This is a genomic window from Streptomyces sp. Root1310, assembly GCF_001426425.1.
Lineage (GTDB): Bacteria > Actinomycetota > Actinomycetes > Streptomycetales > Streptomycetaceae > Streptomyces.
Window position 1 is genome coordinate 1,119,603 of record NZ_LMEQ01000012.1, and the last position, 585, is coordinate 1,120,187.

A 585-nucleotide genomic window follows, 5' to 3' on the forward strand; every position below is an offset into this window, starting at 1 on the left:
GGCCAGGATCTCCTCCTGCACGGCGGGGTTCTCGTAGTTGAGGTCCGGCTGGTGGGAGAAGAAGCGGTGGAAGAAGTACTGCTTGCGGACGGGGTCGAAGGTCCAGTTGGAGACCTCGGTGTCGACGAAGATGATGCGGGCGTCGCCGTACTGTTTGTCGTCGTCGGCCCACATGTAGTAGTCGCCGTAGGGTCCTTCGGGGTCCTTCCTCGATTCCTGGAACCACGGGTGCTGGTCGCTGGTGTGGTTCATCACGAAGTCGATGATGACGCGCATGCCGCGTTGGTGGGCGGCGTCGACGAATTCGACGAAGTCGGCGAGGTCGCCGAATTCGGGGAGGACGGCGGTGTAGTCGGACACGTCGTATCCGCCGTCCCGCAGGGGTGATTTGAAGAAGGGCGGCAGCCAGAGGCAGTCGACTCCCAGCCATTGCAGGTAGTCGAGTTTGGCGGTGATGCCTTTGAGGTCGCCGACGCCGTCGCCGTTGCTGTCCTGGAAGGAGCGGACGAGGACCTCGTAGAACACGGCGCGTTTGAACCACTCGGGGTCGCGGTCCTTGGCGGGCGTGTCCTCGAAGGTGTCCGG

1 protein-coding gene is annotated in these 585 nt (G+C 63.4%); it reads right to left on the bottom strand.

Annotated features, from left to right (window positions below):
* A partial coding sequence (locus ASD48_RS45355; RefSeq protein ID WP_242432680.1) for an alpha-amylase family glycosyl hydrolase occupies positions 1–585 on the bottom strand: 585 nt, incomplete at both ends.